The sequence below is a fragment of the Maricaulis sp. genome, assembly GCF_015665295.1.
Classification (GTDB): domain Bacteria; phylum Pseudomonadota; class Alphaproteobacteria; order Caulobacterales; family Maricaulaceae; genus Maricaulis.
In genome coordinates, this window is record NZ_JADFAJ010000001.1 from 219,800 (window position 1) to 246,219 (window position 26,420).

General features: G+C 63.7%; 30 protein-coding genes. 13 read left to right on the plus strand and 17 right to left on the minus strand.

All coding sequences use genetic code 11. The features are described 5' to 3' along the window. Position 1: 1 nt before the first annotated feature. The gene (locus tag QZZ02_RS01070; protein WP_291841695.1) at positions 2 to 214 is read right to left on the minus strand and encodes a DUF465 domain-containing protein; all 213 of its coding nucleotides are present in this window, start codon (positions 212 to 214) and stop codon (positions 2 to 4) included. Between the two features lie 209 nt (positions 215 to 423). Then, entirely contained in the window at positions 424 to 1,011 is a 588-nt protein-coding gene (locus tag QZZ02_RS01075) for a UbiX family flavin prenyltransferase (RefSeq protein WP_291841696.1), read from the minus strand. Between the two features lie 88 nt (positions 1,012 to 1,099). Between QZZ02_RS01075 and QZZ02_RS01080 the strand changes: the two genes are divergently transcribed. From QZZ02_RS01080 to QZZ02_RS01090, 3 genes are all read left to right on the plus strand, one after another. Next, positions 1,100 to 1,288 carry a DUF465 domain-containing protein gene (locus QZZ02_RS01080; RefSeq protein ID WP_291841697.1) on the plus strand — a complete coding sequence of 63 codons (189 nt, stop codon included), beginning with the start codon at positions 1,100 to 1,102 and terminating at the stop codon, positions 1,286 to 1,288. Between the two features lie 90 nt (positions 1,289 to 1,378). Beyond that, positions 1,379 to 2,248 (plus strand): tetratricopeptide repeat protein, encoded by an 870-nt coding sequence (locus QZZ02_RS01085; RefSeq protein ID WP_291841699.1) that lies wholly within the window; start codon positions 1,379 to 1,381, stop codon positions 2,246 to 2,248. Between the two features lie 111 nt (positions 2,249 to 2,359). Next, positions 2,360 to 3,160 (plus strand): glucose 1-dehydrogenase, encoded by an 801-nt coding sequence (locus QZZ02_RS01090; RefSeq protein ID WP_291841700.1) that lies wholly within the window; start codon positions 2,360 to 2,362, stop codon positions 3,158 to 3,160. 102 nt (positions 3,161 to 3,262) lie between these two features. Here QZZ02_RS01090 and QZZ02_RS01095 read toward each other — a convergent pair whose 3' ends face one another. Together QZZ02_RS01095 and QZZ02_RS01100 are read right to left on the minus strand one after the other, a co-directional pair. Beyond that, positions 3,263 to 3,931 (minus strand): cell cycle transcriptional regulator TrcR, encoded by a 669-nt coding sequence (locus QZZ02_RS01095; RefSeq protein ID WP_291841701.1) that lies wholly within the window; start codon positions 3,929 to 3,931, stop codon positions 3,263 to 3,265. A 165-nt stretch (positions 3,932 to 4,096) separates the two neighbouring features. Further along, a complete protein-coding gene (locus QZZ02_RS01100) occupies positions 4,097 to 5,089 on the minus strand; it encodes an NAD(P)H-quinone oxidoreductase (protein WP_291841702.1) in 993 nt (330 codons plus the stop codon). A gap of 62 nt (positions 5,090 to 5,151) precedes the next feature. Between QZZ02_RS01100 and QZZ02_RS01105 the strand changes: the two genes are divergently transcribed. Both QZZ02_RS01105 and QZZ02_RS01110 read left to right on the plus strand, forming a co-directional pair. Then, positions 5,152 to 5,349: a DUF1192 domain-containing protein gene (locus tag QZZ02_RS01105; RefSeq protein ID WP_291841703.1), complete on the plus strand. Its 198-nt coding sequence runs from the start codon at positions 5,152 to 5,154 to the stop codon at positions 5,347 to 5,349. Positions 5,350 to 5,428: 79 nt separating this feature from the next. Then, the gene (locus QZZ02_RS01110; RefSeq protein ID WP_291841704.1) at positions 5,429 to 5,956 is read left to right on the plus strand and encodes a DUF1465 family protein; all 528 of its coding nucleotides are present in this window, start codon (positions 5,429 to 5,431) and stop codon (positions 5,954 to 5,956) included. 85 nt (positions 5,957 to 6,041) lie between these two features. On the opposite strand, the gene rpmE is transcribed toward QZZ02_RS01110, so the two are convergent. Next, positions 6,042 to 6,260: a 50S ribosomal protein L31 gene (gene rpmE, locus QZZ02_RS01115; protein ID WP_291841705.1), complete on the minus strand. Its 219-nt coding sequence runs from the start codon at positions 6,258 to 6,260 to the stop codon at positions 6,042 to 6,044. A 198-nt stretch (positions 6,261 to 6,458) separates the two neighbouring features. Here rpmE and QZZ02_RS01120 point away from each other — a divergent pair, with 198 nt between their 5' ends. Next, the gene (locus QZZ02_RS01120; protein ID WP_291841706.1) at positions 6,459 to 6,722 is read left to right on the plus strand and encodes a type II toxin-antitoxin system CcdA family antitoxin; all 264 of its coding nucleotides are present in this window, start codon (positions 6,459 to 6,461) and stop codon (positions 6,720 to 6,722) included. After that, positions 6,723 to 7,031, plus strand: coding sequence for a CcdB family protein (locus QZZ02_RS01125; protein ID WP_291841707.1), 309 nt, complete (start codon positions 6,723 to 6,725; stop codon positions 7,029 to 7,031). Positions 7,032 to 7,365: 334 nt separating this feature from the next. On the opposite strand, the gene QZZ02_RS01130 is transcribed toward QZZ02_RS01125, so the two are convergent. Beyond that, complete coding sequence (locus tag QZZ02_RS01130; protein WP_291841708.1) at positions 7,366 to 8,355, minus strand: peptidoglycan-binding protein; 990 nt, start codon at positions 8,353 to 8,355, stop codon at positions 7,366 to 7,368. Positions 8,356 to 8,358: 3 nt separating this feature from the next. After that, complete coding sequence (locus QZZ02_RS01135; RefSeq protein ID WP_291841709.1) at positions 8,359 to 9,351, minus strand: hypothetical protein; 993 nt, start codon at positions 9,349 to 9,351, stop codon at positions 8,359 to 8,361. A gap of 246 nt (positions 9,352 to 9,597) precedes the next feature. On the opposite strand from QZZ02_RS01135, the gene QZZ02_RS01140 reads away from it, so the two are divergent. Beyond that, positions 9,598 to 10,206, plus strand: a complete 609-nt coding sequence (locus QZZ02_RS01140) for an NAD(P)H-dependent oxidoreductase (RefSeq protein ID WP_291841710.1) — start codon at positions 9,598 to 9,600, stop codon at positions 10,204 to 10,206. Positions 10,207 to 10,275: 69 nt separating this feature from the next. Here the strand turns inward: QZZ02_RS01140 and QZZ02_RS01145 are convergent, their stop codons facing one another. The 4 genes from QZZ02_RS01145 to thiE all read right to left on the minus strand — a co-directional run bounded on the left by QZZ02_RS01145 (position 10,276) and on the right by thiE (position 13,656). After that, entirely contained in the window at positions 10,276 to 11,073 is a 798-nt protein-coding gene (locus QZZ02_RS01145; protein ID WP_291841711.1) for an inositol monophosphatase family protein, read from the minus strand. Between the two features lie 4 nt (positions 11,074 to 11,077). Beyond that, positions 11,078 to 11,644 (minus strand): elongation factor P, encoded by a 567-nt coding sequence (gene efp, locus QZZ02_RS01150; protein ID WP_291841712.1) that lies wholly within the window; start codon positions 11,642 to 11,644, stop codon positions 11,078 to 11,080. Positions 11,645 to 11,761: 117 nt separating this feature from the next. Beyond that, positions 11,762 to 12,955: a tetratricopeptide repeat protein gene (locus QZZ02_RS01155; RefSeq protein ID WP_291841713.1), complete on the minus strand. Its 1,194-nt coding sequence runs from the start codon at positions 12,953 to 12,955 to the stop codon at positions 11,762 to 11,764. Between the two features lie 83 nt (positions 12,956 to 13,038). After that, on the minus strand, positions 13,039 to 13,656 hold the full coding sequence (gene thiE, locus QZZ02_RS01160; RefSeq protein WP_291841714.1) for a thiamine phosphate synthase: 618 nt from the start codon (positions 13,654 to 13,656) through the stop codon (positions 13,039 to 13,041). 166 nt (positions 13,657 to 13,822) lie between these two features. On the opposite strand from thiE, the gene QZZ02_RS01165 reads away from it, so the two are divergent. Then, positions 13,823 to 14,287: a peptidase S1 gene (locus QZZ02_RS01165; RefSeq protein WP_291841715.1), complete on the plus strand. Its 465-nt coding sequence runs from the start codon at positions 13,823 to 13,825 to the stop codon at positions 14,285 to 14,287. Between the two features lie 291 nt (positions 14,288 to 14,578). Next, on the plus strand, positions 14,579 to 15,463 hold the full coding sequence (locus QZZ02_RS01170; protein ID WP_291841716.1) for a hypothetical protein: 885 nt from the start codon (positions 14,579 to 14,581) through the stop codon (positions 15,461 to 15,463). A 124-nt stretch (positions 15,464 to 15,587) separates the two neighbouring features. On the opposite strand, the gene QZZ02_RS01175 is transcribed toward QZZ02_RS01170, so the two are convergent. The 3 genes from QZZ02_RS01175 to gap all read right to left on the minus strand — a co-directional run bounded on the left by QZZ02_RS01175 (position 15,588) and on the right by gap (position 19,049). Beyond that, a complete protein-coding gene (locus QZZ02_RS01175) occupies positions 15,588 to 16,625 on the minus strand; it encodes a class I fructose-bisphosphate aldolase (RefSeq protein WP_291841717.1) in 1,038 nt (345 codons plus the stop codon). 177 nt (positions 16,626 to 16,802) lie between these two features. Then, positions 16,803 to 18,014 (minus strand): phosphoglycerate kinase, encoded by a 1,212-nt coding sequence (locus tag QZZ02_RS01180; protein WP_291841718.1) that lies wholly within the window; start codon positions 18,012 to 18,014, stop codon positions 16,803 to 16,805. Positions 18,015 to 18,038: 24 nt separating this feature from the next. Further along, positions 18,039 to 19,049, minus strand: coding sequence for a type I glyceraldehyde-3-phosphate dehydrogenase (gap, locus tag QZZ02_RS01185; protein ID WP_291841719.1), 1,011 nt, complete (start codon positions 19,047 to 19,049; stop codon positions 18,039 to 18,041). Between the two features lie 386 nt (positions 19,050 to 19,435). On the opposite strand from gap, the gene QZZ02_RS01190 reads away from it, so the two are divergent. Beyond that, the gene (locus QZZ02_RS01190) at positions 19,436 to 20,650 is read left to right on the plus strand and encodes an NAD-dependent epimerase/dehydratase family protein (protein ID WP_291841720.1); all 1,215 of its coding nucleotides are present in this window, start codon (positions 19,436 to 19,438) and stop codon (positions 20,648 to 20,650) included. 6 nt (positions 20,651 to 20,656) lie between these two features. On the opposite strand, the gene QZZ02_RS01195 is transcribed toward QZZ02_RS01190, so the two are convergent. Both QZZ02_RS01195 and argE read right to left on the minus strand, forming a co-directional pair. Further along, positions 20,657 to 21,205 (minus strand): GrpB family protein, encoded by a 549-nt coding sequence (locus tag QZZ02_RS01195; protein ID WP_291841722.1) that lies wholly within the window; start codon positions 21,203 to 21,205, stop codon positions 20,657 to 20,659. Continuing rightward, entirely contained in the window at positions 21,202 to 22,368 is a 1,167-nt protein-coding gene (gene argE / locus QZZ02_RS01200) for an acetylornithine deacetylase (protein WP_291841723.1), read from the minus strand. The genes QZZ02_RS01195 and argE overlap by 4 nt, the downstream gene beginning before the upstream one ends. 128 nt (positions 22,369 to 22,496) lie before the next feature. Here argE and QZZ02_RS01205 point away from each other — a divergent pair, with 128 nt between their 5' ends. Both QZZ02_RS01205 and QZZ02_RS01210 read left to right on the plus strand, forming a co-directional pair. Then, complete coding sequence (locus tag QZZ02_RS01205; protein ID WP_291841724.1) at positions 22,497 to 23,999, plus strand: TadE/TadG family type IV pilus assembly protein; 1,503 nt, start codon at positions 22,497 to 22,499, stop codon at positions 23,997 to 23,999. Between the two features lie 94 nt (positions 24,000 to 24,093). Further along, positions 24,094 to 25,650: a VWA domain-containing protein gene (locus QZZ02_RS01210; RefSeq protein ID WP_291841725.1), complete on the plus strand. Its 1,557-nt coding sequence runs from the start codon at positions 24,094 to 24,096 to the stop codon at positions 25,648 to 25,650. Positions 25,651 to 25,698: 48 nt separating this feature from the next. Here the strand turns inward: QZZ02_RS01210 and QZZ02_RS01215 are convergent, their stop codons facing one another. Next, complete coding sequence (locus tag QZZ02_RS01215; protein WP_291841726.1) at positions 25,699 to 26,403, minus strand: FKBP-type peptidyl-prolyl cis-trans isomerase; 705 nt, start codon at positions 26,401 to 26,403, stop codon at positions 25,699 to 25,701. Positions 26,404 to 26,420: the final 17 nt, after the last annotated feature.

The window sequence follows — 26,420 nt, forward strand, 5'->3', positions numbered from 1 at the left end:
TTCAGGCGATAATATCCGGCGTGAGCTGGTCTTCGAGCTGCGAGATCATGTCCTTGATCCGCAGCTTTTCCTTTTTCAGGCGGGCGTATTTGAGCTGGTCGACCACGCCGTTGACGGTCAGCGCATCGACCTCGTGATTGAGGGATTCATGCTGCTCCCGCAGGCTCTCGATCCGTTCGGTCAGGGCCTGCTGGTCCAGGGATTCTCCATCCATTCCTCAGCCGTCTCTTTCTGATCTTGTACAGATCTGCCTGGTCCGGAATACAGTTCCGGAGCTTCGGTCCCAAGCTTCGGTCCCAAGCTTCGGTCCGGCGCCGCGATCGGCGCTTTCGCCCAAGCCAACGTGGCGAAGCGAATAGGATACTGGCATTCGTCGGCCAAATAAATCGCCGATCACGCTGCAGATGCGAATAGCCGCCCCGACTAGCGACGGCCGCCTTCCAGGTCCTCGCCCCAGCGCCGGGTGCCGTCCCAGTCCAGCCCGAACAGGTCGAGTGCCCGGCCAACCGACTGGTCAACCAGGTCGTCAATGGATTTCGGCTTGGCATAGAAGGCCGGCAGGGGCGGGCAGATCACGGCGCCCATTTCGGTCAATGCCTCCATCGTGCGCAGGTGGCCGAGGTGGAAAGGCGTCTCGCGTACCATCAGGACAAGCCGGCGACGCTCCTTGAGAACGACATCGGCGGCCCGTGTCAGGAGGCTGGATGTCACGCCTGTGGCAATCTCCGACATGGTCTTGACCGAGCAGGGCGCGATCAGCATGCCGCGGGTCGCAAACGAGCCCGACGCGATCGGCGCGCCGACATCGGGCATCTTGTAGACATGATCGGCCTTGGCCCGGAACTCCTTGATCGAAATATCCGTTTCATAGCCAAGCGTCATCTCTGCCGCTTTCGAGGCGACCAGATGGGTCTCGATACCCAGCGCCTTCAGCGCCTCCATCGCCCGTATGCCATAGATGATCCCGGAGGCGCCAGAGACGCCCACAATCATCCGATCCGGCTTCACCATTTTCTAACCCCGAAACGTTTCGTGAATAGACATAGTGCGGGAACCTGCTTCAATCGAGTGTTCCACTTCACAAGAGGGAGACGTCTCCATGCCCATCGAAGCCCGCATCCGTGAGCTCGACGCCAAACACACGCGTCTGGATACACAAATCGACGAGGTCAAGAAGCACCCGTCGGCGGATTCCCTGGAACTGGCGCGCCTCAAAAAGCAGAAGCTTCGAATCAAGGAACAGATAGAAAGCTTGCGACTATCGGCGCACGAGACACTCACAGGCTAGCTGATTACAGCAGCGCAATTATCAACGGGGCGGCTTTCGGGCCGCCCTTTTTGCGCGCTACACTGCCCGACCACCGATTTGGAGTTTCCGATGCGCCTTTCCGCCCTGCTTGTGGCTTCCGGCCTGCTCGTTCTGTCAAACTGGACGGCGACGGCGTTCGCCCAGCCGGATCCAGACGCTTCGGAGTGTGCAGCCGGCCAGGCCGCGATGGACCGCGGCGAGAATGACGAGGCCATCCGCCTTTTCCGGGACTGTCTGGACCATGCCGACCTCGACATGAGCCAGGAAATCGCCGCCTATGCCGCTCTGGGGGCGGCGCTGCTGGCCGAACGGGAATTCCAGGAGGCCCTTGAGGCCTATAATTTCGCCTTTGCGATTGTCGAGACCCGCGGCGCACGCGTGATCGAGCCGACGCTCTATCGCAATCGCGGCATTGCCCGGTCCGAACTCGGCCAGCCCGAACGGGCGCTGGAAGACCTCCAGACGGCCGCGGCGGCTGCGCCCAATGACACGCTGACGCAGATCACGCTCGGCGTGGTCTACCAGGCACTCGACCGTGATGCCGACGCCGTGGTTGCCTTTGACAACGTGGTGCGCCTCGAGCCGGACTGGATCGGCGCCTGGATCAACCGCGCCGGTGCCCTGCTCGATGTCGGCCTGACGCGGGCCGCTGTCGAGGATGCCCGCCGGGCTGTCGAGCTGGCGCCCGAGGACGGCTCGACGCTGAACATGTTGTGCTGGACCCTGATCAAGGACGACCGGGCCGAGACCGCCCTGCCCCTGTGCGAACAGGCTGTTGCCGCGGAGCCGGACACCGGGGCGATCGTCCACTCTTACGCCACGGCGCTGGAAGCCGTTGGTCGCCTGGATGAAGCCCGATCGCTGTTCCGCCGCGCCTGGCGGCTGAACCCTGACGATCCGGAAATCCTGCATGACTACGAACGCACGAACAATCCCTGACACCGACGGACCCGGCCCTGCCGCGGCCGGCATGGATTGCCAGCGCCGCCTGCGTGTGCAAGGTCAGCGCTTCGCGTTCGCGCAGCTGCGCGCCGGCAATGAGGACTGAAAATGGGTGACCGCGTCGCAATCATCACCGGGGGCGCCAACGGTATCGGCAAGGCCTGTGCCCGGCGCCTTGCCGAAGACGGCTGCCAGGTCGTCATCGCCGACATCGACAGCCATGCCGGCCACGCTCTTGCCGAGGAGCTGGGCGCCGACAAGGGCAAGGCCCTGTTCGTATCGTGCAATGTCGCCGACCGGCTGGCGGTCAACAATCTCCTGTCCGAGACCCGTTCGACCTTCGAGCGCCTCGACGTGCTGGTAAACAATGCCGGCATCGTCGCCGGTGGCGATATACTGAGCCTTTCGGAAGCCGATTTCGACAAGGTGATGGGCGTCAATCTGCGCGGCGCCTTCCTGGTCGCGCGCGAAGCGGCTCGCCAGATGGTCGACCAGATCGAGGAGGATGGCGAACGGGCGGAAGATGTCCGCCGCCGCTATGCCATCATCAACATGTCCTCGGTCAACGGTGTGATGGCGATCCCCGACCAGCTTGCCTATTGCACGACCAAGGGCGCGATCAACCAGATGACAAAGTCGATGGCGCTGGCGCTGGCCAGATATGGCATCCGCGTCAATGCCATCGGGCCGGGCAGCATCAATACCGATGTGCTCAGGGCGGTGAATGACAATCCCGAAGCGATGGACAAGATCATGTCGCGCACCCCGCTGCAGCGGATCGGCGATCCTGACGAGATTGCCTCGGTTGCATCCTTCCTGGCCTCGCGCGATGCCAGCTACATCACCGGCACCACCATCTATGCCGATGGCGGCCGCCTGGCGATGAATTACACCGTGCCCAAAGGCTGACGCCTGCCGCCTCTATGGCTTAAAAAAAAGCAGGCCCGGATCCAAATGGATCCGGGCCTTTTTTTGTGGCTGAAAGGCCGGCCGTCCTGTTCGGACCCGGGTCTATTCGGCCTTGGGGCCGCCAAACAAGGTTTCGAGATCGATCTCGGCTTCCTGGACCGGCTTTTCCTCGGCCTGGTGCAGGTCTTCCTGGGCCTTGAGGGTATCGGTCAGCAGTTCCGGGTTCTCTTCCTCGAGCTTGCGGCGGCGGGCCGAGGCCTTCTTCACCTGCTCGTCGAGGTCGATCTGGGTGCAAAGCCCCAGCGAGACCGGATCGGTCGGCTTGATGTTGGACGAGTTCCAGTGGCTGCGCTCGCGCACCGCCTGGATCGTGGTCTTGGTCGTGCCGATCAGCTTGGAGATCTGGGCATCGGCCAGTTCCGGGTGGTTTCGGACCAGCCAGGCGATGGCATCCGGACGATTCTGGCGACGCGACAACGGCGTGTAGCGCGGACCGCGGCGCTTGGCCGGCTGGTGCAGCTCGGAGTATTTCGGCTTCACCACCGTCATGCGGTACTTGTCGCTCTTCTCCGCCTTCTCGATTTCCTCGCGCGTCAGCTGTCCGTTGGTAATCGGGTCAGCGCCGCGCACGCCGACGGCGACATCGCCATCGGCAATGCCTTTTACTTCGAGCGGATGCAGGCCGCAGAAATCGGCGATCTGGTCGAAGGTCAGCGAGGTATTGTCGACGAGCCAGACGGCCGTCGCTTTCGGCATCAGGATCTCGGTCATGATCTCAGCTCCAAGGCATGGGATTGATAGCACAAAAACAAAAAAAGCCCGACGCGGCGGCCGGGCTTGGGCTTCCGACGCTGGCGGCAGGTCTGCACCATCCAGCGATTTGGTGCATTTATAGCGCAGACCGCGCGGGCTGCAAAGCCGGGCAGCCTGCACAAATCAGCAATCCAGCAGTATCTTTCCCGCATGGGCGCCGGAATCGAGCCGTTCGTGTGCGGACCGTACATCGTCCAGCGCGAACCGGCTGTCGACAAGCGGGGCCAGCTTTCCGGCCGCGATCCACGGCCAGACATTTTCCTTTACCGCGGCGGCCAGTCGCGCCTTCTCCGCCAGCGGTCGCGCCCGCAGGGTCGAGCCGGTCAGCGTGATCCGCTTGAGCATGACCCGCATCAGGTCGAGCTCGACCCGGCTGCCGGCGAGGAAGGCGATCGAGACAATCCGCGCGCCCATATTGGCGCAATTGATATTCTTCTGGACATAGCTGCCGCCGACCATGTCGAGGATGACATCGGCCCCGCCGGCCGCTGTGACCACGGCCTCGAAATCTTCCTCGCGATAATTGATCGCGATATCGGCACCCAGCGCCTTGCATTGGGCGACCTTGTCCGGTGTCCCGGCGGTGGCAATCACCCGCGCGCCCGCGGCCCTGGCCATCTGGATCGCCGTCGAGCCGATCCCGCTTGTCCCGCCATGGACCAGGAATGTTTCATCCCGCGACAAGGCGCCGATCTCGAACACATTGGTCCAGACCGTGAAGACGGTTTCCGGCAGGCCGGCCGCGTCCGCCACGCTGACCCCCGGGGGGACCGGCAGGACCGAGCCGGCCGGCGCGATTGAATAGTCGGCATAACCCCCACCCGCCACCAGTGCACAGACCGCGTCACCCACCGCCAGACCGCTGACCCCCTCGCCCAGCACCGCGACATGACCGGCCACCTCCAGGCCCAGCCCTTCCGGTGCCCCGGGCGGAGCGGGATAAAAGCCAAGACGCTCGATCTGGTCGGGTCGGTTCACACCGCAGGCGACATTGCGGATCAGCACCTCGCCCGGGCCCGGAACCGGCACGGGCCGGGTCACGATTTCAAGCACATCGGGCCCGCCAGGCTCGCGCGCCATGACGATACGGTTTTCAGTTTTCGCGGCCTCGGTCATGGGACTTTGCGTTCCTTCGCGCTATGCTTTGCCTCCCAAACCCAGCATGTGGAGGCCGATCCATGTTTCATGACGAGGACAGCATCGCAAGTCAGCGCGCGCGCCAGGGCATTATCCCCGGCGAGGATCTGAGCGCCCTGTCCCTGGACGACCTGGCCGAGCGGCGCGCGCTGCTTGAGGACGAAATCCGCCGCATCGACGCGATCACTGAAAAAAAGAAGGCCGGGCTGAGCGCAGCCGACGCCGTGTTTAAGCTTTGATCAAACTCTTTGGGCACACTGGCCCGAGCCTTGCTACGATTCGCTCGTAATCCGTGATCGACGCACGAATGGACGCGTAATGACCGATAGTCACACACCAACCCTTTTTCCTGCCGGTGGCGCCCCCGCCGCCCGGGCTCAGGACTTTGCCGCCTCGGAGATGTTCCAGAAACTTTTCCGCGAGGGCATGGACCTGGTCGAGGAGACCGCGAGCTATCTCGACGGGCCGGGTCGTGACGATTCCAAATCACTCGACCGCGCCGGGGCCCTGTCCTACGCCACAGAAAGCATGAAGCTGACCACCCGTTTGATGCAGGCGGCCTCCTGGCTGCTGGCACAGCGCGCGGTTGCCGAAGGCGAGATGTCCGCCGAGGCCGCGACCGACGGAAAATACCGCCTGTCCGCCGATCGTCCGAGCGAGAAACTTTGGCCGGAAGGCGAGACGCCGCCAGTCGTGCTCGGTGAGCTCGTGCGCCGCTCGCGCTCGCTCTATGCCCGCCTCAAGCGGATCGACGACAATCTTTATGTTGACGGTGTGATCGAGGCCGAAGCCAATCCGGTCGCCGACCAGATGGCGATGTTGCGCGGCGCTTTCGGCCAGCGCTGATCGGCACAACACAAATCGCCAGACAGAAAAAGGCCCGCTCCCGGAAGGAGCGGGCCTTTTTCTGTCGCAAGGGACGTCGAAAGGCTTACGCGAAGCCCTTGAACTTGTCCTTGAAGCGCGACACGCGGCCGCCACGGTCCAGCATATGCTGGTTGCCGCCGGTCCAGGCCGGGTGCGACGTCGGATCGATGTCGAGATTGATCGTATCGCCTTCCTTGCCCCAGGTGGATTTGGTCTGGAAGGTGGTCCCGTCAGTCATCACCACATTGATGAGGTGATAGTCGGGATGAGTTTCCTTTTTCATCGGTCCGGCTTTCTCTTGTCTGCCGCGCAACGGGATTACGTTGCCCCGCACGCAGCTCATGTAAACTCAGGAGCGGGGCTGATAGCGGAAGATGCCCGCCAAGGCAAGCGGGGCGTGGAGTCTGGCGGAGCGGGTCACCGCTTGTGATTTGGGGTCTGGCCGGACGTATGTATAATCATACACACACTGGAGTCAGCCATGTCCGAACAACGCTATCCCGCATCCGAGCGCCGCAAGCGCACCAATCTCACTGTCCGCGAAGATGTGATGGCCGAAGCCAAGGCGCTCGGTCTCAACACCTCCCGCGCTGCAGAGGCTGGTATCGAAGCCGCCATCCGGGAAGAAAAGGGCCGCCGCTGGCTGGAAGAGAACCGCGAAGGCATCAAGGCGCACAATGCGCGGATTGCGCGGGAGGGGCCGCTCCTTGGCATGCCGTGGTGGGCCCAGCCGGACGAAAAATAGATGGCCCGCTTCGACGTCTATCGTCCCACCGGCCGTCCAGCGTCCTGGCTGGTCGATGTCCAGTCCAGCCTGCTCAGCGACCTGGAGAGCCGGGTCGGCATCCCCTTGGTCCCGCTAGAAGGCGGACGGCAAGAGACCATCGACCGGCTGATGCCCGTTCTCGGCATTGAGGGGCAGGACTTCGTGCTGGTGACCACCGACATCGCCATGGTCCCGACACACCTGCTCGGAACGCCCGTCACCAATATCGAAGCCGAACACCGCGACACGATCACGGCGGCGATGGATTTTCTGTTTCAGGGGTATTGAGAGGGCGCCGCTGGTCGAGCTCTTGAATATCTGCGCGCCGACGCACTCTTGGCCATACATCCCTTGCCGAGAGAAAGCCTTATCCGGTTCTTGGGCTCAAGGGTGAAACCGCGAAGCGGCGGCTGCGCCGCCCTTGACCTCAAGAACCAGATACAGCCCGCTGGCAGGCTTGGGTTTTAAGGATCGCTCCGCGCAAGGCGCGGTTGGACGCAGCATTCAGGTCACGATGCTGGCTGCCACAGGTCCCCGCCCTTGATGGGCGAGGTGGATCGCCAGACAGGGCGAGACGGAGTGGGTGATAGGCGTTACGGGAAGGACCTGCTCGCCTCTCCCCCTACCGCGACGTCAGCTTCAGCTCGATCCGCCGATTGCGCTGGTTCGCCTCCGCGCTGAGGCCTTCCACGATCGGATAATGCTCACCGAACCCGGCTGCGACCAGGCGGTCGGAGGGAACACCCAATTGTTCCATCCAGTTCACCACCGAGATGGCGCGGGCGGCGGAGAGGTGCCAGTTGGACGGATAGGTGGTGCGGATCGGGACCGGATCGGTATGGCCGTCAATGCGGATCACCCATTCCAGATCATCCGGAATTTCATCGGTCAGCTGGATGATCGCGTCCGCGATCGGACGCAGGCTTTCACGGCCCTCGTTTGACAGGGCGGCCGACCCGGACGGGAAAAGCACGTCCGTTTCGAAAACGAAACGATCGCCGACAATGCGCACGCCGGTACGGTTTCCGAGGATGGCGCGCAGGCGTCCGAAGAAATCGGAGCGGTAGACCGCCAGCTCGGCGGCGCGCTCTGCAAGCGCGGCATTGAGGCGTTCGCCGAGATTGATGACCTGGGCCTCGGCCTCCTCGGCGCGCTGCTCGGCCGCATCTAGGGCGGCATTGAGCGTCGCGATCTGGTCGCGCAGGGCCTGGATCTGCAGGTTGAGCATCATCAGGGCGCGGCGGCTCTCCTCGGAGAGCTCGCGCTCGGCATCCAGCTCGTCCTGCAGGGCGGCGGTCTGGGTGCTGGCCATGGCGAGCGCGTCGGTCAGGGCATCGCGTTCGGTCTCCAGACCGGAGACCCGCAGTTCAAGCTCGGTGTTTTCCGCCTGGGTCAGCGCGAGCTCGTCGGCCAGCTGGGCGAGCTGGGCATTGAGCGCCGCGAGCTGCTCGTCCCGCCCGGTCAGGGCGCGCGACAGGGCGAACTGGCCGGCCACAAAGATCGACAGAAGAAAGACAATGACCAGCAGCAGCGTGGCCAGGGCATCGACAAAGCCCGGCCAGTGATCGCCATTGTCGGCTTCCTGGAAACGCGCGAAACGCGGCAAGGCCATGGCCTATTCCCCTCCCCGCTCCCGCGATTGCAGGGCCCGGATCAGCACCCGGATCTCGTCACGCAGGGCGCGCATCGATTCTTCCTGGCTGGCCCGGCTGTCCTCGGCAAAACGCTGCAGCGTGGTGTCCATCTGGCGGGCATTGCGCTCGAGCGTATGCGACAGGCGATCGAGCGTCTCGGCGGTCTGCTGCAGCAGGGCACCGACATAGGCGGTCGAGACCTCGCCATCATCGCCGACCGACGGCCCCGCGGCGGCGAGCCGCGAGATTGACGACAGCCATTCCTCGATCTCGTTGTAGAAACGGTTCTGGGCGCGGCTGGCCTGCAGGTCGAGGAAACCGATGACCAGCGAGCCGGCGAGACCGAAGAGCGAGGAGGCGAAGGCCGTGCCCATGCCCTGGATCGGATCCTCGATGGCCGACATAAGCCGCAACACATCCGCCTCACCGCCGGTCGAGCTTTCCGTGACGGCACGCACGGCTTCACCGACATCCGAGACCACCGACAGCAGACCCCAGAAAGTGCCAAGCAGGCCGAGGAAGATCAAAAGGCGGCCGAAATAGCGCGTGAAGGCGCCCGCTTCCGACATCCGTGCCCCGACCGAGTCGAGCACCGTGCGCACCGAACCGGCCGACAGCGAGACACGGCCATCGGCCTGCGAGATCATCGACGCCATCGGCGCGATCAGGGCCGGCGGGCTCGGCAGGCTGGCCGGATCTTCGGCCGAGCGGAAGCGGATCAGCCAGCGCGCGGCCGGGCCGATCCCCAGCGCCTGGGCAAAGGTGTAGAGCAGGCCGATCACCAGCACGCCCAGAATGAGACCATTGATCGCCGGATTGGCCCGGAAGGCTTCTTCCAGTGGTTCGATCAGGAAGATGCCAAGTGCCGCCACCACCGCCGTAAACAGCGCCATCCAGATGATGTAGCGCCACGGCCCGGTGAACCGGACGCTGGGCGCCCCGGACATATCCTGATCGGAATTGAGAACGGGCATGCTGACCCCTCGTAATAGCCGCCGTCTTTCCTACCCCCCGCATTGGGACAATTTGGTGGCGAGGTCAAAGGGCAGGTGCGAACTAATCGCCGGAAAGCCGGGCGCGGCGGACCGGCCCGCGCAGTTTATATCCGGATCGGAAACAATGAACCGCCAGATCCATGGTTTTTCCCGAGCCGCGGCATAGCCATTTTCCCGCCATTGCTTTCAGGGCGCTGAGCCCCCCGCTCGCCAACGGAGTTTCCCATGCCCAATACGCCCCCCCGCCACATCCTTCGCATTGATGCCAGCATGCGTCGCAACGGCTCGGTGACGCGCCAGCTCGCCGATACACTGATCGAGCGCCTCACGACGGCAGACAGCGCGACGGGCGTGACCCGCCGCGATCTGGCCGACAATCCGCCGGCCTTCATCGACGAGGCCTGGATTGGCGCCAATTTCACAGATGCGGACGCCCGAAGCGACGCCCAGAAGGCCGTGCTGGCCCGCTCCGATGAACTGATCGCCGAACTGCAGGCCGCCGACACGCTGGTCATCGCCACGCCGGTCTACAATTTCGGCGTACCCGCCGCGCTCAAGGCCTGGATCGACCTCATCGCCCGGGCCCGGGTAACCTTCAAATACACTGAAAACGGTCCGGTCGGCTTGCTGACGGGCAAGCGCGCCATCATTGTCGCCGCCTCCGGTGGCACCAAGGCCGGCAGCGAGATCGATTTCGCGACCACCTACTTGAAGCACGTGCTCGGCTTTATCGGCATCCATGATGTCCAGATCATCGCCGCTGACCAGCTCGGCCAGGGCGCCGACGAAAAGCTTGCCGCGGCCGGCGATGCAATCGAACGTCTCGCGGCGTAACAAACAGGGGACAGGTACAGTTAACGCCAGGCGTTAATTGTAACTGTCCCCGAATTGGACCCGAATTAGCTAGGCTGCGGCCTTTTTCAGGCGCTCGACAACCTCGGCCAGGATCGGCTCGTTGCCGGCAGCGATATTGCCGGTTTCCAGGACATTTTCGGCGTGGTCGATTTCGGCGATGAAACCGCCCGCTTCCCTGACCAGGATAATGCCGGCGGCGATGTCCCAGGACTTCAGGCCGCGTTCCCAGAAGCCGTCATAGCGGCCGGCGGCGACCCAGGCGAGGTCGAGCGCGGCGGAGCCCATGCGGCGGATGCCGGCGCAATGCGGCATGATCTGGTGCAATTCCTTCAAGAAGCGGGCCTGACCCGGCTTGCCGATATAGGGCGTGCCGGTGGAGATCACGGCCTCGTCGAAATGCTTGCGTTCGGCGACGCGCAGGCGGCGATCGGCAAGCCAGGCGCCGCGGCCTTTCTCGGCATGGAACATTTCGTCGGTGGCGGGATTGTAGACCACGCCGGCCACCAGCTCGCCCTCGCGCTCGAGCGCGATGGAAACAGCGAAATGCGGCATGCCGTGCAGGAAGTTCAGCGTGCCGTCGAGCGGATCGACGATCCAGCGGTGCGAGCGGTCGCTGCCTTCGACAATGCCGCGCTCTTCCATCAGGAAGCCATAGCCCGGACGGGCCTGGCTCAGCCGGTCATAGATGATGTCCTCGGCCTTGTGGTCCGCGACGGAGACGAAATCCGCCGGACCCTTGCGCGAAACCTGCAGGTGCTCGATGTCGCGAAAGTCGCGATTGAGCGAGCGGCCGGCGCGCGCGGCGACATCGGTCATGACGGTGAGGAGCGGAGACAGCGTACCCATGGGATCAGTCCGCCCGCTTCACGTAGGAGCCGTCCTCGGTCGCAACGATGATGCGCTCGCCGACGCCGACAAAGGGCGGCACTGAGGAGCGGACACCGTTGGACAGGATGGCCGGCTTGTAGGAATTGGCGGCCGTCTGGCCCTTCACCACCGGCTCGGTATCCGCGACTTCCAGGGTGACATGCTGCGGCAAGGAAATGCCGATCGGACGCTCTTCATGGAATTCAACAACGACATTCATGCCATCGGTCAGATAGGCGGCGCGCTCCTCACCGACGAAATCGGTCTGCAGCTCGATCTGCTCATAGGTCTCGGCGTCCATGAAGGTGAGCATGTCATCGCTCGCGAACAGGAAAGTGTGATCCTTCTGCTCGAGACGGACGCGCTCGACCTTGTCGGCGGCGCGGAAACGCTCGTTCAGCTTGCGACCATCGAGCAGGTTTTTCAGCTCGACCTGGGCGAAGGCGCCGCCCTTTCCCGGCTTGACGTGGTCCGTCTTCACGGCAACCCACAGGGTTTCCTGGTGCATGAGGACATTGCCGGGGCGGATTTCGTTACCGTTGATTTTCATGACTCACCTGTCGCCGCTGCTGTGCGGCCCATCTGTCGCGCGGGCGCGCGCGCGCCGCAAAGTGGCGCTCTCCTATCAGCGGGCATGCGGAACGGCAAGCCGCGCGGCACCGGGCCGTCAGCGCAGCTCGTCGTATTCGGCGCGAATACGCTGACGGACTTCCGGTGACAGGGCGCCCGCGAGACCGGCTTCAAGGCGGTCGCGGTCGCGATCATGGACCGGCGCGCCCAGATGATCATTGGCCGCCAGAAGCACCCAGCGATAGGCCAGTTCAAGGTCCTGCGGCACGCCTTCGCCGCGGGCCAGCGCAAAGGCATAGAGGAACCGGCTTTCGGCATCGCCGCCGCGGGCACCGCGGGAAAACCAGTATGCCGCCATCTCGGGATCGGCCTCGGCGCCGCGGCCCTGATACAGCATCAACCCATACTGGCCCTGGGCCGGCGCGTAATTGCTCTCGGCAGAAATCCGCATCCAGCCGAGCGCCGTTGCGTCATCCTGCTCGCCGCCCTCACCGTCAGCCCACATCATGCCAACCTGGAAGGCGGCCTCGGCCAGATTTTCTTCGGCCGCCCGTTCATACCAGACCCGGGCTCCTTCAGCGTCACGCGGACCGCCCAGCCCGGCATCAAGCAATTGGGCAAGCTGGTACATGCCTTCGGCCGAGCCCTGCTGGGCCGCGCGACCGGCCCATTCACGGGCGGCGATGGCGTCCTGGGGGACGGGCGAGTTTCGCAAGGTGATCGCATGCGCCACCATGGCCGGGATATGCCCGGCCCGCGCGGCGCGTTCAAACCAGGGCTCCGGCTGACCCAGCTCCAGTGCCGTATCGCCCAAGGCGGCGAGCAGGCCGAGATTGTAGAGGGCGACCGGGTCGTCCCGGTCGGCCGCCCGGTTGAACCAACGCGCGGCGGTCGCCAGATCGACCGGCCCGCCCTCGCCATTGCGCGCCATGATCCCGGACAGGAGTGCCGCATCGATATTGCCGCCCGCTGCTGCCGTTGCCGCATAGTTGCGGGCCGAGGACCAGTCCTCGCCCAGATAGGCAATCTGGGCGCGATACCAGGCCGCATCAGCGCCGCTCAGTCCGGTCGGAACCTCCGCCGTCCCGGCTTCCAGCCCCTCGACCGCGGCGCTCTGGACATCTTCCGGCAGCAGGATGAGTTCACGCGGAAAGGCCGGACTGTCTCCGGCACTCTCCGGCATGGGGCCGGCAGCCGGCAAGTCCTGGACGGCGAGAGCCGATCCGGCGAGGCAGAGGCTGCCGCAGGCGGCGAGCAGGGAGAAGCGGGAAAGACGGGACGGTATGTTCATGCCCCTTCTAGAACGCGCCGATTGCGGCGTGGTCAAGGCTGCGCTGCGCAAGCTGGGTGAAATGTAATCAGCCCGGCCAGGCTTCAGGCCTCGCCGGTCACCGCGGCAAACGCCCGGACGGCGGCAGCCGGTCCGTCGGGATGCGCCCAGACACCGGACGAGGCCGCGATGAAATCGGCGCCCGCCGCAACCAGCGGCGGCGCATTGTCGGCGGTGATCCCGCCGATCGCGACGCAAGGCAGCTCAAACAGCTCGACCCACCAGGTCAGCAGGTCCGGCATCGCAACATGCTCGGTGGCCTTGGTCTGGGACGGGTAGAATGCGCCAAAGGCGACATAGTCGGCCCCGGCCTCCCCGGCGACCATGGCGAGATGGCGACTGGCATGGCAGGTCACGCCGACCGTCCGGTCCTTGCCCATGATGGCGCGCGCATCCTTCACCCGGCCATCAGACTGGCCGATATGGACCCCGTCACAGGCCAGGGCATCGGCGAGTTGGGGACTGTCATTGAGGATGGCCGCCACGCCGCGCGACTGGGCTGCCCTGATGAGCGCCGGGGCAAGACGGCGGATATCCGCCTCGTCATGTGCCTTGAGCCGGATTTGCAGGGCCGAAACAGGTCCGGCATCCAGCGCCGTTTCCAGTGTCGAGACAAATTGTGCGTCAATGCGCGGCGGGGTGATCAGGTAAAGCTGGCTCATGCGGCGTCTTTTGGCAGGCCCGCCCGGCGAGGACAATGGGGCGGCGGAAAATCATCAGGAACATCACCCAATCGGGTCATTCATCTTCCTTTCATCCAGTTTATACAAATGTGGCGCTCAGCACGGGCAGGCCTGTCGTCTGCGTGTCTTCAAACAGGGGATTTCCATGTCATTCAAAGCCATTCTCGCCGCCGGTATCGCCGCTGCATCCTTCGCCGGCGTCGCCGCTGCCCAGGACTGGTCGCTGCCGCCGACCTTCGGCTCGGTGAGCCTGAACTCCGGCTTCCAGCCGGACCCGTACACCACCTCGATCACCGCTGGCGGCACCATCCAGGCGTCGAACCTGTCCTCGTCCTGCGCCGGCATGATCGCCAACGCACCGGACTTCCGCCTGAACTTCAATGCCGGTTCGCTGCCGCTCTATATCAGCGCCTACTCCAACTCCGACACCACGCTGGTGGTCAACGCACCGGATGGCTCCTGGTATTGCAATGACGACACGCACGGCCTGAACCCGTCCCTGGCCTGGGGCAGCCCGATGTCCGGCCAATACGACATCTGGATCGGCACCTATGGCACCAATTCCGACCTTGCCAACTCGACGCTCCACATTTCCGAGCTCGGCGGCTAAGCCAGCCGGATAACCGGAATGAGAAAACCCCCGGCCAGACGGCCGGGGGTTTTTTGTGACCCGAAGCCCGGCTCATCGGTGAGCGCGATTCCGCCCCGCCGGAGGCGGGACTTTTGTTGCCGCGCAGGCCGCCACCGGGTGGCGTGCATTTTCTCTTTTTAAAATCAGAGAATTATAAAACAGAACCGTTAGACCCGAAGCGTCCGCAGTGCTAGCCTTCCCGGACAAGCTGCCGGGCGTGTGGCAGCCAAGCCTGATCTTGCGACCATCGACCTGCCTAGGGGAAATCTCATGTCATCAAAGACAATACTCGCCTCCACGCTGAGCCTGGTGGCGTTGCTCGCAATGGCTGGCCACGCTCATGGACAAACGGCTTCGCTCGATCCGGTCTCCGGAACCATCACGCTCGATCCGTCACTGGGTTCGCAGCGTTTTGACACATCGATTGCGGCGGGCGGAGACATTGATGCCGACAGTCTGGGCCGCGATTGCGCGGGCGAGATCGCCGACGCGCCAGGCCTGCGTCTGCAGTATGGGGCTGGCGGCGATACCCTGCGCATCATCGCAATCTCGAACGCCGACACCTCGCTTGTCATCCGGACACCCGCAGGCGAATGGTGGTGCAATGATGATGCGATGGGCGGTCTGAATCCAATTCTCAGCCTCACGCCGGCGCCGGAAGGTGACTACATCATCTGGGTGGGGCGCGTCTCGTCCTTTTGGGGCAATGGCGATGCCGAGCCGGTTGAGCTGTCCATTCTCAGCATCGAGGAAAGCGCGCCGGCATCGCAATACCTGCCGACCAGCGCCCGTCTCACCCTTGCGCCCGGCTTCCAGCCATCCGAGTTCCATGTGAGCGGTTATGCCAACGGCGCCGTGCGCCCGCCCGCCTGGGACAACCGGTGCGGTGGTTCGGCCAGCGAGTTGCCGACCCTGCATCTGGAGTATCAGGGACAAGGCTCCGGCCTGGCGATCCACGCCGAGGCACACGAGGATCTGACGCTCCTGGTCCGGACGCCGGCCGGTGACTTCGTCTGCAATGACGAGCTGGAAAACACGGACTTTGTCAGCTTGGACTCCGCGCCGGCTGGCCAATACGACATCTGGGTCGGGCCCCAGACTGATCGCGCCCGAGCAGCACTGGTTCCGGTCAGGCTGACCTTGTCGGAATTCTAGCCTTCCGCGACGGGAGCGATGGGGCCGGTCTCGCCAGACAGCCCGCGCCCCGCCCGCAAAGAACAGGCCCCGGATCGCGTTCGGCGATCCGGGGCCTTTTTTCTTCTGCCTTGCCAGATCCGACTTACGCCGTTTCTTTTTCCATTTCCGGCTTGTACTCGCCCAGCGAGGCGAGACCGTTCATGCGGGCGCGGTGGTTGAAGGCGGCCTGCGCGGCGGCGTAGTTCTCGGCCTTGCCGGCCCAGGCCTTGAGCGGCGCGGCCTGCAGGGCACGACCATAGGAGAAGGTCATCGGCCAGGGCAGGTCATAGGCTTCGTTCATGATGGTGAGGTGCTCGGTGGCTTCCTCATCCGACTGGCCACCCGACAGGAAGGCGATGCCCGGCACAGCGGCCGGCACGCAATTGGCCAGGCACTGCACCGTCATGTCGGCGACTTCCTCACGGCTGGCGCGATCATCATTCCTGGTGCCGGAGATGACCATGTTCGGCTTCAGGATCGTGCCTTCCAGCACAACGCCCTGATCGAACAATTCACGATAGAGTGTCTTGAGCGCGAATTCGGTGACTTCATAGCAGCGCTCGATCGTATGATCGCCATCCATGATGACTTCCGGCTCGACGATCGGGACGATATTGGCTTCCTGGCACAGCGCTGCGTAGCGCGCCAGGGCATGCATATTGGTGTTGATGCAATACTGGCTCGGCACGCTCTCATCGCCATTGCCGCCGATATTGATCACGGCGCGCCATTTGGCGAAGCGGGCACCGAGCTCATGGTAATCGGCGAGGCGGTCGCGCAGGCCGTCGAGACCTTCGGTGATGGTCTCGCCCTCGGCGCCTGCGAGCGGCTTGGCGCCCATATCGACCTTGATACCTGGGATCGAGCCGGCATCGGTGATCAGCTTGGTCAGCGCGGTGCCGTCCTTGGCGCTCTGGCGGATGGTTTCATCATAGAGGATGACGCCGGAGATGTGCTGGCTCATGGCCGGCTCAGTACGGAAAAGCATCTCGCGCCAGTCGCGGCGATTGTCCGGCGTATTGTCGAGGCCGATCGAGGCAAAACGCTTGCCGATTGTGCCGGTCGACTCGTCCGCCGCCAGAAGACCCTTGCCCGGGGCCACCATGGCGCAGGCGATTTCGTTGAGTTGATCGAGATCCATCAGGATACCCCCAGCTGTTCAAGCATGATGTGGCAGACCCAGGCCCGCCCGTTCCGACTGCCGCCCTTTTACCCCGGAGCGGCGTGAATTCCCACCGGGACATCGCGGTTTTTCGCGCCAGGCCCGTCGATTTATGTTACCGATACCATCCGTTGGGTGGCATGTCATCCCGCTGCGTCACGCGACCAGTTCAGGCGTCCCCGTGACCGCCGCCACGCCCGGCAGGGTCTTGCCCTCCATCCACTCCAGAAAGGCGCCGCCGGCGGTGGAGATGAAGGTGAAATCGCCCGACACGCCAGCCTGGTTGAGGGCCGCGACCGTATCGCCACCACCGGCAACCGCGATCAGCTCGCCCTCGACGGCAGCGCGCGCCGCATGGCGGGCCGCCTCGACCGTGGCAGTATCAAAGGGTGGTGTCTCGAAGGCACCCAGCGGACCGTTCCAGATCAGCGTTCCCGACTTGTCGATCGCGTGACCGAGCGCGACTACGGTGGCCGGTCCGCAATCGAGGATCATCTCGTCATCGGCGACATCGGTGACAGCGGCCAGACGGGTCTCCGGATCGGGTTTGAATTCCCTGGCCAGTACGACATCGCTCGGCAACATCAGCTTGCAGCCGCTTTCCTCGGCTGCCGCCAGGATGGCGCGGGCTGTGTCGACCAGATCCTTCTCGCACAGGCTGGCGCCGACCTTGATGCCTTGCGCGTGCAGCAGCGTATTGGCCATGCCGCCGCCGACGAAAAGGGTATCGACCTTTTTCACGAGGTTCTGGAGAAGGTCGATCTTGGTCGAGACCTTGGCCCCGCCCACCAGGGCGATGACCGGGCGTTTCGGGGTTTCCAGCGCCGCGACCAGATGGTCGATCTCGCGCTGCAGGGCGAGACCGGCATAGGAGGGCAGGTGGTGCGTCACGCCCTCGGTCGAGCCATGCGCCCGGTGCGCGGCGGAGAAGGCATCATTGACGTAAAGATCGCCGAGCTCGGCCAGTGCCTTCGCAAAATCGGGATCATTCTTTTCCTCGCCGGCATCAAAGCGGGTGTTTTCCATCAGCAGGACCTCGCCGGCGGCCAGGTCCATCGTCGCGGCAACGGCATCCTCACCGGTGGTCACGGTCGAGAAATAGACCGGCTCGCCCAGCAGGTCGGCGAGCGGCTGGCAGACCGGCTCGAGCGACATCCCGGCCACGCGCTCACCCTTGGGACGGCCGAAATGGGCCAGCAGGACAACTTTCGCGCCCTTTTCCGTGAGGTATTCAATGGTCGGCAGGGCCGACTCCAGACGCGTCGCGTCACTGACCTGCCCGTCCTTCATCGGCACATTGAAATCAACGCGGACAAGCACGCGCTTGCCGGCAATATCGGCATCCTGGATGCGACGGATCGTGGTCATGGCTGAGCCCTCTGGCTGCTGGACTTACAGGAACCGGCCCATGGCGACAGTGGTGTCGACCATGCGGCAGGCGAAACCCCACTCATTGTCATACCAGGTCATCACCCGGGCCAGGCGCTCGTCGATGACCTTGATCTTGTCGAGGGCGACGATCGAGGAGCGGCTGTCGTGATTATAATCGATCGAGACCAGCGGCAGGGTGTCATAACCCAGCACACCCTTCATCGGGCCGTCGGCAGCGGCCTTGACGGCCTCGGCCAGCTCTTCCGCCGTGGTGGCGCGGCCCGGCGTGAAGACGAGATCGATCAGCGACACATTCGGGGTCGGAACGCGAACGGCGGCCCCGTCGAGCTTGCCAATGAGTTCCGGCAGGACGAGGCCCACAGCCTTGGCAGCACCGGTCGAGGTCGGGACCATCGACATGGCGGCGGCGCGAGCGCGGTGCAGGTCCTTGTGATTGCGGTCCAGGGTCGGCTGGTCGCCGGTATAGGCGTGGATCGTGGTCATGTGGCCGCGCTCGATGCCGACGGCGTCATTGAGCACCTTGGCAACCGGGGCGAGACCATTGGTCGTGCACGAGGCATTGGAGACGATGATGTCCTCGGCCGTCAGCTGGTCATGATTGACGCCATAGACGATCGTCTTGTCGGCATTCTTGGCCGGGGCCGAGCACAGCACGCGTTTGGCACCCGCCTCGATATGGGCCATCGAGGCTTCTTTCGAATTGAAGGCGCCAGTGCACTCCATGACGATATCGACGCCCATATCACCCCAGGGCAGCTCGGCCGGATTGCGGTTGGAGACCTTCTGGATCCTGCCGAAACCGGCATCGATCCAGTCATCACCGACCTTGATCTCGCCGGGATAGCGACCATGCACGCTGTCATAGGTCAGAAGGTGAGCATTGGTTTCCGGGGTGGAGCTGTCATTGATCGCCACGATCTCGACTTCGTCCCAGCGCTTGTTCTCGAGAACGGCGCGCAGCGCCAGACGGCCGATACGACCAAAACCGGTAATCGCAACCCGAAGGGCCATGCTCTTCTCTCCTGATCAGCTCGACCGGACCATGCGCGTCCGGCGGAAGTTGGCGCGGATTTAGCGAGCTTTCGGCCCGCCGTCCACCAAGCCTGTGCGAGAAAGCGGCCGGAGATGGAATTTTTTGCAAATCCGCGTGCGGCGCCAAATTAACGCCCCACAACCCCGTTTCCAGCAATAATCAGGCCGGGAGATGGCTGGGCCCGCATCATTTTCCAATGGTACCGTTATCGCCTGCACCATGCCGCCCCGCGACACCGGCCTGGTCGGAGCCGTGATGCTGCATTCAGGTGCAGCAGCGCTCGCAGCAGGCCACCCCTTGCCATGCCCGCGCGCCGCTGCGAGAACCAGAGACCTAGGGAATTAACGTCAGGGGCAGACGTAGCATGAAAGTGATCGTTCTGGGCGGAGACGGCTTCTGTGGATGGCCGACCGCGTTGCATCTATCCAATCTCGGCCATGACATCGTCATCGTCGACAACCTCTCGCGCCGCAAGATCGATATCGAGCTTGAGGTCGAAAGCCTGACCCCGATCCGCCCGATGTCGGAACGCCTGGCTGCGTGGAAAGAGGTCTCCGGGCGCGACATCAAATTCGTGTCGATGAATATCGGCAAGGATTACCAGGAACTGGTCGACCTGATCGACGCCGAAGAGCCCGATACGATCATCCATTTCGCGGAACAGCGCGCTGCCCCCTATTCGATGAAGTCGGCCCGCCACAAGCGCTACACGGTCGACAATAATCTCAACGCCACCAATGACGTGCTTGCCGCCATCGTCGAGACCGGCCGCGACATCCATCTCGTTCACCTGGGCACGATGGGCGTCTATGGCTATGGCACGGCCGGGATGAAGATTCCCGAGGGCTATCTCAAGGTAAAGATCGAGACCGATGAGGGTCTCAAGGACCAGGAAATCCTCTACCCGGCCAATCCGGGCTCGATCTACCACATGACCAAGACCCAGGATCAGCTCTTCTTCCATTTCTACAACAAGAACGACAAGGTGAAGATCACGGATCTCCACCAGGGCATCGTCTGGGGCACCCAGACCGAAGAAACCAAGCGCGATGAACGCCTGATCAACCGTTTCGACTATGACGGCGATTACGGCACCGTGCTCAACCGCTTCCTGATGCAAGCTGCGGTGAACTATCCGATGACTGTGCACGGCACGGGCGGCCAGACGCGCGCCTTCATCCACATCCAGGACACGGTGCGCTGCATCCAGCTGGCGGTCGAAAACCCGCCCAAGCCGGGCGACAAGGTGCACATCCTCAACCAGATGACCGAGACCCACCGGGTCCGTGACCTGGCGAAGATGATTGCCGACCTCGCCGGCGCCGAAATGCAGCTCGTCCCCAATCCGCGCAATGAGGCGGACGAGAATGACCTGCATGTCGAGAACAACACCTTCCTCCAGCTCGGCCTCAAGCCGACCACGCTGGCTGACGGGCTGATGGAGGAAGTCACCAACATCGCCCGCAAATATGCGGACCGCTGCGACCGCTCGAAAATCCCGTGCATTTCCTATTGGGGGAAGGGTCGGGAAGATGCGGCCGCTGCAGAAGCTCCGGCAGAGACGACGGCGGCGGAGTAGCGTCCGTTACATGCGTTTTGAAAGGGCGCCCGCTGTGGCGCCTTTTTTTTGGGCTGCAGCCCAGGCGAGCGCGCGTTGTTCCATGGCGACGACGAATGCCTGTTTGCCATCCAGATACCCGTCCGCATCAACACCGCTATCGACCAGTGTTTGTTTCTTGGCGGCGTAAGCATCTCGCTCGCCGAGGTGGGCGCGGAGATAATCCCGGAATGCGAAATGACGGTGAAAATTTTCGTCGCCGGCAAGGAAGGCGTGGATGTGGAGCGCTCGCGTGCCGTCCGGGTGATGCCGCCGCAGATAGCGTCGTCCGGCTATGCCGTATTCACCCAGATAGTCATAGCCCACCTGCCGCAACCACTCCGCTTTCGCGTCGAGATCTTCCAGCGACCGCACCGCTACCAGCATGTCGATGATCGGCTTGGCGACCAGACCCGGCACAGAGGTGCTGCCGATATGCTCAGCCTCAACGAGATTATCGCCCACCTGCGAGGCCAGCGCCTCGCGCTCGCGACGAAACATTGTCGGCCAATCAGAATCATAAGCTGTAATGATCACCCCATCATCCCCGTCATCTTGTCCAGGAACGCGCAGCACTGGTCGAGTTGATCAATCGCCACGAATTCATCCGGTTGATGCGCCTGGCTGATCGAGCCCGGGCCGCAGACCACCACGCTCAGGCCGGCGGCCTGGAACTGGCCGGCTTCGGTGCCATAGGAAACCACGCGGGTGGAGTTGTCGCCGGTGAGCTGGCGGGCGAGGCGTTCGGCGGCGCCGTCGACTTCCGGTGCGAAGGCCGGCACGTCCGAGCGCACCTTGATCTCGATAGAGGCCTCCGGCGCGGCCTTGCGCATCTCCGCTTCGATCATGGCGGCGCGTGCCCGAAGGCCCGCGGCGATGGCGTGCGGATCATCCCACGGGCAGGGCCGAATCAGCGAGCCGAACTCGCAATCAAGCGCCAGGATGTTGAGCGCGGTGCCGCCCTTGACCTCGCCAATGGTGAGGGTCCCGTGGGGCGGGTTGAAGGGGCTGTCGGCGGGAGCCGACGCTTCCATCTTCGCGGCCTCCTCGACGAGATACTGCATTAGCGGCACGGCATGGGTGATGGCGCAGGCGCCGTCGCGGACCAGGGAGGAATGCGCCTCGCGGCCGCGGATTTTCACCACCACAGAGAACAGGCCCTTGTGCGCGGTCACGACCTTCATGTCCGTCGGCTCGCCGACGATCACCATGGCGGGTTTGACGGGCCCCTCCATGATCCGGTCGATCAGGGCCGGGGCGCCGAGACAGCCCACCTCCTCGTCGAAGGACAAGGCAATATGGACCGGCTTTTTCAGCGTCGCGGCCGCCATCTGCGGCGCCAGGGCGAGGATGCAGGCCGAGAAACCCTTCATGTCGCACGTGCCGCGTCCATAGAGCAGGCCATCGCCCTTGTCGGTCAGCACCCAGGGATCGGACGTCCAGGGCTGGCCATCGACCGGCACGACATCGGTATGGCCGGACAGGACCACGCCGCCATCCACGGCCGGGCCGAAGCGGGCGTGGAGATTGGCCTTGCTGCCGTCCTCATTGGGAATGCGTTCGCAGACCGCGCCGAGCGCAAGCAGCTTGGCCTCGACATGATCGATCAGCGGCAGGTTGGAATTGCGCGATGTGGTGTCGAAGGCGATGAGGTCGCGCAATTCGGCGATGGCGGTACCGAGATGGGTTGAAGCAGGCATGGGAACAATCTGATCCGTATTTGGCTGGCGATGTTATGAGGTTTTTTACGGCGTTATCAAACACCGCTCCGCTTGGCCGGCTGATCCGGTCATCCTGTCGCGAGTTCACGATGGGACCCGAGCGCCAGATGTTGCGATTCCTCATTGACCGGATCAGCCGACTTGCCCGCGATCGTCGCGGCAATATCGCCATGCTGTTTTCGCTTCTGCTGGTGCCGATCACCGTCCTGTCGGGCGGCGCAGTTGACATCAACCAAGCGCTCAATGCCCGGGCCCGCCTGTCGCGGGCGCTCGATGCGGCAGCCCTGGCGGTCGGGGTGCGGACCTCGATCAGCGAAAGCGAGGCGGCGGACCTCGCGCTCGACTTCGTGAGCGCCAATTATCCCGACCGCGAGATCGGCGCGATCGAGAACCTCTCCGTCACGTTGGATTCGGACAATGACCGTGTCACCGTACGCGCGGAAAGCCGGGTCGAGACCATCATTCTCGGCCTGATCGGTATCGAACACATCACGGTTCACTGGGAGAGCGAGGTGCAACGCGCCCGCTCCTCGCTGGAGCTTGTAATGGTGCTGGACAATACCGGATCGATGGGTGGTTCGAAGATCGCCAGCCTGCGCGAAGCCGGCCTTCTGCTGACCGACATCCTGTTTGACGGTGCCGATGCCGACCGGCTGAAAATCGGCCTCGTGCCCTTTTCCGCCACGGTGAATGTCGGCACCAGCTACGAGCGCGCCTGGTGGCTGGACGCAAACGCGCAATCACCGCTGCATTCCGAGAATTTCAGCCCGGCCGCCAATCGCTGGGACCTCTACGACACCATTCAGAACCGCGAATGGGAAGGCTGTGTCGAGGCCCGCGCCATACCGCATGATGTCGAGGACACGACGCCCACCACAGCCGATCCCGACACCCTGTTCCTGCCCTATTTCGCGCCGGATGAATCGAACTACGCCGCCAGTGCGAGCTATTCGAACTCCTATCTCAATGACGGGATGGGCGGGTCGAACGAGCGGGCGCGGATGCGCAACACGCCGAAATACACCAATGCCTGGATCAGTTCCTCCAGCCGCGGCCCGGACCGGGGCTGTACCGCAAGGCCGATCACGCCGCTGACCGATCATCGCGGCACGATCGACGATGCCATCGAGGACATGATCGCCAACGGCACGACCAATATCCCGATCGGCATCAGCTGGGGTGTCCGGGTCTTGTCGCCGGGCCTGCCCTTTACCGAAGGCGTGGGGTTCGACGAGGACGACACGATCAAGGCGATGGTCGTTCTGACCGATGGCGAGAATTATCTCGATGGCCGAAACAACCCGAACTATTCGGAGTATTCCGGTTACGGCTATATGCGGGACGGGCGCCTGGGCATCCAGTCGAGCTCGGACGCCACGATCCGCAATGCCCTGAACGACCGCACCGAAGCGGCCTGCGATTATGCCAAATCGCTGGGCATCCGGGTCTATACGATCACCTTCCAGGTCTCGTCGAGCTCGACCCGCGAACTGATGCGCGACTGCGCCACCCATCCGACCCTGTATTATGACAGCCCGTCGGATGCCGCCCTGCGTTCGGCGTTCGAGATGATTGCCGGGGATCTCACCAATCTGCGGCTGTCGCGATAGGGCTACGGTTAAACCCCCAATAACCGTGATTTATAACCCCCCCTTAATCCCGATCCGGTAGCATTTTAGCGAGTTTTCGCATTGGATCACTGCCATGCCTTTCCAGGGCCTGTTCAATCTGTGTGCCCGCTTCTGCGAGGAGACCCGCGGCAATGTGGCGACGATCTTCGCCCTGTCGCTGGTGCCGGTGGCGCTTTTGTCCGGCGGGGCGGTTGATCTCAGCCAGTCGATGAATGCGCGCTCACGCCTCGCCCAGGCGCTCGACGCGGCGGCACTGGCGGTCGGGGTCAATACAACGCTGTCGAACGCCCAGGCAACGCAGATCGCCAATGATTTCATTGCCGCGAACTATCCCGGCCGCGAACTGGGTGTGGTTCAGAACGTTAATGTCCGCATTGATGAGGCGACGGACACCGTCACGGTCACCGGCGAAGCCCGGGTCCAGACGACCATGCTCGGCATGGCCGGCATTGATTACATCACCGTGCACTGGGAGAGCGAGGTCCAGCGGGCCCGTCAACGCCTCGAACTGGTGATGGTGCTCGACAATACCGGCTCGATGGGTGGCTCCAAGATCCGCAATCTGCGCGACAGCGCCGAGCTTCTGACCGAGATCCTGTTTGATGCGGCGGACGATCCGCGGGATGTCAAGATCGGCCTGGTGCCCTTCGCATCCACGGTGAATGTCGGCACCAATTACGAGCGCGCCTGGTGGCTGGACCCCGATGCACTCTCTCCGATCCATGCCGAATGGGCCGGCGGCAACCCGGTCGAGGTTGAAACCTGTACGGGCCGGGGCCGGCGCCGTCGTTGCGAGACCGAGGAGATCTGGGTCAATCACTGGGACCTGTTCGACCAGCTGCGAAACACCACGTGGGAGGGCTGCGTTGAAGCCCGACCGATCCCGATGGATATCGACGACACCCCGCCGAGCGTCGGCAATCCGAGCACGCTCTTCGTGCCCTATTTCGCACCGGACGAGCCGGATAACGGCAGCTATTCCAACAGCTACCTCAATGACGGAGTCAATGGCGGGGTCGGGACCCGCCTGCAGGCGCTCGACAAGTACGACAATGGCCGTCCGAGCCGCGAGGGGCCGAACCGGTCCTGCACCACGACGCCGGTCACGCCGCTGACCTCGACCGAGCGCACGGTCCTCGACGCGATCGACGACATGGACGCCAGTGGTACCACCAATATCCCCAACGGGGTCGGATGGGGCATCCGGCTCATTTCGCCCGGCGCGCCCTTCACCGAAGGCTCCGCCTGGGACGATGATGAATACATCAAGGCGATGGTGATCCTCACCGATGGGAACAATGTCATGAGCGGGCGCAATACCGGCCAGATGTCGGATTATGAAGCCTATGGCTATGTGGCTGACGGGCGCCTTGGCCGTCGCTCGTCGAGCAGCAATGTCCTGTCCAACGAGCTGGACGACCGGACCGAGGCCGCCTGCGCCTATGCCAAATCGCTGGGCATCCGTGTCTACACCATCACCTTCCAGGTCAATTCAAGCTCGACCCGCGACCTGATGCGCGGCTGCGCCAGCAATCCGAGCCTGTATTTCGACTCGCCGTCATCGGAAGCGCTGGAAGACGCGTTCGAGATGATTGCCGGCGACCTGACAAACCTGCGCCTGTCGCGTTGAACGACAGGCGCCAGGGCGTCTCGGATGTCAGGAAAGGCCGGAGCGTGATCAGCCCGGCAGGTCGAGCAGTTCCAGCTCGAAGACCAGTGCCATGTTGGGGCCGATCGGGCCGCCCGGCGTGCCGCGCATGCCATAACCCAGATCGGGATGGATGAAGAGCTCCCAACGCTCGCCGACCCGCATCAGCGGCAGGGCTTCGACCCAGCCGGCGATCAGGCGATCAGACGGGAAGGTGGCCGGCTCGCCGCGCGAATAGGAGCTGTCGAACTCCTCGCCATTGAGCAGCTGCCCGCGATAGTGGACCGTCACCATGTCGCCACGCATCGGGCTGGCGCCGTCATCGGACGCCGTGCGGATCCGGAAAGTCAGCCCGGACGGCAGGCGGAAGACGCAGGGCTCGCGCACAATGTCGTTGAGATAGTCGTCGGCGAGAACACCATTGGCGGCCGCATCGGTCGAATCGGCCGGCAGATCAACCATCGGGATCGTGGCGCCTTCATCGACCGTGCAGGCCCGTGCCTCGTCAACGATCACCTGGCGGGCAATCAGCTGATCAAGATTGGGGACGACGCGCTCGGCGAGCGCGAGGCGGGCGCGCAGGGCGGCTTCATCGCCGGTCGCGATGGTTTCGGTATTGGTTGATTGGGTTGCCATGGTCTCTGGTGTTCTCGGGTTTGAAGCGGTGGCGTCCGGGTCGGAACAGGCCGACAGCGCCAGGGCGCAGCAGGTCGCGGCTAGGGCAAAACGGATCATGATCTCTGTCCTGTCAG

Coding starts and splice junctions, on each gene's coding strand:
- rpmE (WP_291841705.1), bottom strand. CDS start 6,260: ATGAAAAAGGAAACTCATCCCGACTATCACCTCATCAATGTGGTGATG.
- QZZ02_RS01100 (WP_291841702.1), bottom strand. CDS start 5,089: ATGACCGAGGCCGCGAAAACTGAAAACCGTATCGTCATGGCGCGCGAG.
- gap (WP_291841719.1), bottom strand. CDS start 19,049: ATGGCCCTTCGGGTTGCGATTACCGGTTTTGGTCGTATCGGCCGTCTG.
- QZZ02_RS01205 (WP_291841724.1), top strand. CDS start 22,497: ATGTTGCGATTCCTCATTGACCGGATCAGCCGACTTGCCCGCGATCGT.
- QZZ02_RS01120 (WP_291841706.1), top strand. CDS start 6,459: ATGTCCGAACAACGCTATCCCGCATCCGAGCGCCGCAAGCGCACCAAT.
- QZZ02_RS01190 (WP_291841720.1), top strand. CDS start 19,436: ATGAAAGTGATCGTTCTGGGCGGAGACGGCTTCTGTGGATGGCCGACC.
- QZZ02_RS01130 (WP_291841708.1), bottom strand. CDS start 8,355: ATGGCCTTGCCGCGTTTCGCGCGTTTCCAGGAAGCCGACAATGGCGAT.
- QZZ02_RS01075 (WP_291841696.1), bottom strand. CDS start 1,011: ATGGTGAAGCCGGATCGGATGATTGTGGGCGTCTCTGGCGCCTCCGGG.
- QZZ02_RS01125 (WP_291841707.1), top strand. CDS start 6,723: ATGGCCCGCTTCGACGTCTATCGTCCCACCGGCCGTCCAGCGTCCTGG.
- QZZ02_RS01165 (WP_291841715.1), top strand. CDS start 13,823: ATGTCATTCAAAGCCATTCTCGCCGCCGGTATCGCCGCTGCATCCTTC.
- QZZ02_RS01210 (WP_291841725.1), top strand. CDS start 24,094: ATGCCTTTCCAGGGCCTGTTCAATCTGTGTGCCCGCTTCTGCGAGGAG.
- QZZ02_RS01175 (WP_291841717.1), bottom strand. CDS start 16,625: ATGGATCTCGATCAACTCAACGAAATCGCCTGCGCCATGGTGGCCCCG.
- thiE (WP_291841714.1), bottom strand. CDS start 13,656: ATGAGCCAGCTTTACCTGATCACCCCGCCGCGCATTGACGCACAATTT.
- QZZ02_RS01080 (WP_291841697.1), top strand. CDS start 1,100: ATGCCCATCGAAGCCCGCATCCGTGAGCTCGACGCCAAACACACGCGT.
- QZZ02_RS01095 (WP_291841701.1), bottom strand. CDS start 3,931: ATGACCGAGATCCTGATGCCGAAAGCGACGGCCGTCTGGCTCGTCGAC.
- QZZ02_RS01135 (WP_291841709.1), bottom strand. CDS start 9,351: ATGCCCGTTCTCAATTCCGATCAGGATATGTCCGGGGCGCCCAGCGTC.
- QZZ02_RS01215 (WP_291841726.1), bottom strand. CDS start 26,403: ATGATCCGTTTTGCCCTAGCCGCGACCTGCTGCGCCCTGGCGCTGTCG.
- QZZ02_RS01090 (WP_291841700.1), top strand. CDS start 2,360: ATGGGTGACCGCGTCGCAATCATCACCGGGGGCGCCAACGGTATCGGC.
- QZZ02_RS01145 (WP_291841711.1), bottom strand. CDS start 11,073: ATGGGTACGCTGTCTCCGCTCCTCACCGTCATGACCGATGTCGCCGCG.
- argE (WP_291841723.1), bottom strand. CDS start 22,368: ATGCCTGCTTCAACCCATCTCGGTACCGCCATCGCCGAATTGCGCGAC.
- QZZ02_RS01140 (WP_291841710.1), top strand. CDS start 9,598: ATGCCCAATACGCCCCCCCGCCACATCCTTCGCATTGATGCCAGCATG.
- QZZ02_RS01070 (WP_291841695.1), bottom strand. CDS start 214: ATGGATGGAGAATCCCTGGACCAGCAGGCCCTGACCGAACGGATCGAG.
- QZZ02_RS01085 (WP_291841699.1), top strand. CDS start 1,379: ATGCGCCTTTCCGCCCTGCTTGTGGCTTCCGGCCTGCTCGTTCTGTCA.
- QZZ02_RS01180 (WP_291841718.1), bottom strand. CDS start 18,014: ATGACCACGATCCGTCGCATCCAGGATGCCGATATTGCCGGCAAGCGC.
- efp (WP_291841712.1), bottom strand. CDS start 11,644: ATGAAAATCAACGGTAACGAAATCCGCCCCGGCAATGTCCTCATGCAC.
- QZZ02_RS01105 (WP_291841703.1), top strand. CDS start 5,152: ATGTTTCATGACGAGGACAGCATCGCAAGTCAGCGCGCGCGCCAGGGC.
- QZZ02_RS01155 (WP_291841713.1), bottom strand. CDS start 12,955: ATGAACATACCGTCCCGTCTTTCCCGCTTCTCCCTGCTCGCCGCCTGC.
- QZZ02_RS01170 (WP_291841716.1), top strand. CDS start 14,579: ATGTCATCAAAGACAATACTCGCCTCCACGCTGAGCCTGGTGGCGTTG.
- QZZ02_RS01110 (WP_291841704.1), top strand. CDS start 5,429: ATGACCGATAGTCACACACCAACCCTTTTTCCTGCCGGTGGCGCCCCC.